This window comes from Janibacter sp. CoH_79_TC_3 (assembly GCF_058197955.1).
The window spans coordinates 1-2,516 of record NZ_JBXWIV010000019.1 but is presented as its reverse complement, the minus strand read 5'-3'; the positions used below and the strand labels follow the sequence as shown (position 1 = coordinate 2,516).

General features: G+C 35.6%; 3 protein-coding genes. 2 read left to right on the top strand and 1 reads right to left on the bottom strand.

The annotated features are described in order from the left end of the window. Positions 1-513: 513 nt before the first annotated feature. Positions 514-714, bottom strand: coding sequence for a DUF7336 domain-containing protein (locus AC2FA3_RS12595; protein ID WP_490509864.1), 201 nt, complete (start codon positions 712-714; stop codon positions 514-516). Positions 715-949: 235 nt separating this feature from the next. On the opposite strand from AC2FA3_RS12595, the gene AC2FA3_RS12590 reads away from it, so the two are divergent. Together AC2FA3_RS12590 and AC2FA3_RS12585 are read left to right on the top strand one after the other, a co-directional pair. After that, positions 950-1,738, top strand: a complete 789-nt coding sequence (locus AC2FA3_RS12590; RefSeq protein ID WP_490509863.1) for a hypothetical protein — start codon at positions 950-952, stop codon at positions 1,736-1,738. 309 nt (positions 1,739-2,047) lie between these two features. Continuing rightward, a complete protein-coding gene (locus AC2FA3_RS12585; RefSeq protein ID WP_490509862.1) occupies positions 2,048-2,317 on the top strand; it encodes a hypothetical protein in 270 nt (89 codons plus the stop codon). Positions 2,318-2,516 lie beyond the last annotated feature (199 nt).

Below are 2,516 nucleotides of genomic sequence, written 5' to 3'. Positions count from 1 at the left end.
AATAAGTAAATAAGTAAATAAGTAAATAAGTAAATAAGTAAATAAGTAAATAAGTAAATAAGTAAATAAGTAAATAAGTAAATAAGGATTTAATATTACGTTTAGATATACTTTAATTTTTATTAGTGCTTAGGCATAAAGCAATCATTAAAACCTAACTATAGTGTCAATTTACCCAATAGATGTCCAATCCAAGTTGTTTTATACTCTGCATAAGCAATGTTATAGCCATTCTATGTTCAAGTAAGCTAACAAACTAATTATTCTGATATTTCTCGTAATTCAAATCTCTTAGCTGAGTGATTTTTCTTTTCTTATAATTAGGGTGAAGATTGTTAGATTTGATCTAGCAGAATTATGTAGCACTTGGAAAACACTACCCTTCGTGACCACTCATTCTCATTCAAATTGGATGGTTAGATATTTAGACTAGTAGCGTAAATGGTTTGAGTTAATAATGTAGCCTTAGTGTACTTAGTGAAGGTTCAGTTCCCTATACAGGCATCGAATAGCTTAGAAACCACTAGACCAACAAAGTTTATTTAATTCGTACTCATCTATCAAAAAATCATCAAGATGATCTTTAAAGCCTGGCTTGTCACTAAGGGTTTTAATAGCCTTTTCTGCCTCTTGTTTAGAGTCATAAACGCCTAATAATCTCATGTGTTCGGTTAAACCACCAATGGCATGTTCAAGAACATATACTGTTTTCATTAAAAACCTCCATAAAAAAATATAGCTAAGTAGGAATAATATATCTTAGAGTTAAAAAATAACAGTTATCAGCTATACCCCGACAGAAACAGTAGAAGCCGACTTCTTCTATCCAACGTCATTCACCATAACGTCTGTTATGAGAACAATAGGTATTATAAGTGTACAGCATTGATGGCAGGGGTCATCTTTAAGCTGGCTGACTAGACCCACTATGAGAATTAGGATAATAAAAGTGAATAAAATAATATTTTTAGCGTTAATGAGTTTAGTTTTAAATGGATGCAGTCAAACTGCTACTATGCAGCTACCAATTCCTGAAGTCGTCGAATTACCAAAAGTCAATTCAAAACCAGTTACGACCAAAGCCATTGATTGGTCAAAAATTGATAAGCCAAATAATCTTATCGTTGATAATTTTCCTAAGAAAGTGACCCAACGCTATCAAATTGATGACGTCATGATGCAAGCCGTTATGTCAGACTCTAAAGTAAGTAAAGAACAAGCGATGAGGATTTTGGCAATCCAAGGCGGGGTTCAAGACGAAGATGTGTTGCAAGGTTTATTTGATCAACTGGGTGACGATCTAGTGGCAGCAAGCTGGGGATTTGCAACACCTGACCAAAAAAGCATTAGAAAAGCTGATAAACCCGTCAGTGATGAAGAAGCCACTAGAGACTATCGTTTGTTTATTATGACAAAACCCAATGTAAAGGCAGAAATTCATCATTATGTATTTACCAGCAGTGATGCTAAGGATTTTAGCCTTTCGATTCAAATCTTACCGACAAATAATCGCTCAGCGGATGAATCAGTGGCCATTTATGGTGATCAAAAAGTGTCTGAGGCAATTACTATTTTGATTCGAAATAAGTACCGTGGTGAAGTGCAATCAATTGGCTATAAACCTATCGACCAAACGACCAAACGACCAAACGACCAAACGACCAAACGACCAAACGACCAAACGACCAAACGACCAAACGACCAGTGTGATGATTTTCTTTCCAGAGGGCAACCCTAGTCAAGCTACTTTAGATAAACTAGAGGCTGAATTAGAATCATTAACTAGCTTAGACATATCGATTAACATACTTTCTGGTAGAATCACTTTACTTTGACATAGCTTGCTCAAAACTAAATCCTTTCAGGTCTAATCAATAATTGCCACTGAAGAAATATTGACCCCTGCCGTCAATGCCATACACTCAAGCTTGGGAAGTTTTTTAGGTATACTTCATGGTGTACTTACCATAAATATTCTATCTGTGATCGGTGCGCTATGACGCCACCATCTCACAGTACAACCATATTTAAGGATAGGTGTTTTAACATGGGTAAAAAGACAGATGTATTAGATCCTCTAGGTTTAGCATCCTCCGTAGCCTTTGCTTATGTTATTTTATTCGTAGCTTTGATGTTAGTTTTCGATAAGATAATAACTAGGGATGGGGTTGTATTACCTGCGATTTTGATCTTTTTAGTTGTCTCCATCGTTAAATATGTTTTTTTCAAAAGAGATAAGAATGTCCCACAATGGTTAGTAGTTGGTTCTTTTCTTATATCAGCTATCACTGCTATCGGTATGACCGTAATATTCTAAATTAGAAAAATATACGGTGCGATAAAGCAGCTCATTTCAATCCTACCGTATTCTCATAGATGAACTACCCACCACCTATAGAGGTAGGGGTTTCTTAGGTAATACCCATACTTGATACGATATTTTGTATCAGCGGTTAGGCAAATTGACTAAGCTAACCCCGTCGTACCGACGGTTTTGATTGTTGCCAACTTCAATC

What these genes read in the sequence shown, in the direction of transcription:
- AC2FA3_RS12595 (WP_490509864.1), bottom strand. Translation starts at nt 714, where the DNA reads ATGAAAACAGTATATGTTCTTGAACATGCCATTGGTGGTTTAACCGAA.
- AC2FA3_RS12585 (WP_490509862.1), top strand. Translation starts at nt 2,048, where the DNA reads ATGGGTAAAAAGACAGATGTATTAGATCCTCTAGGTTTAGCATCCTCC.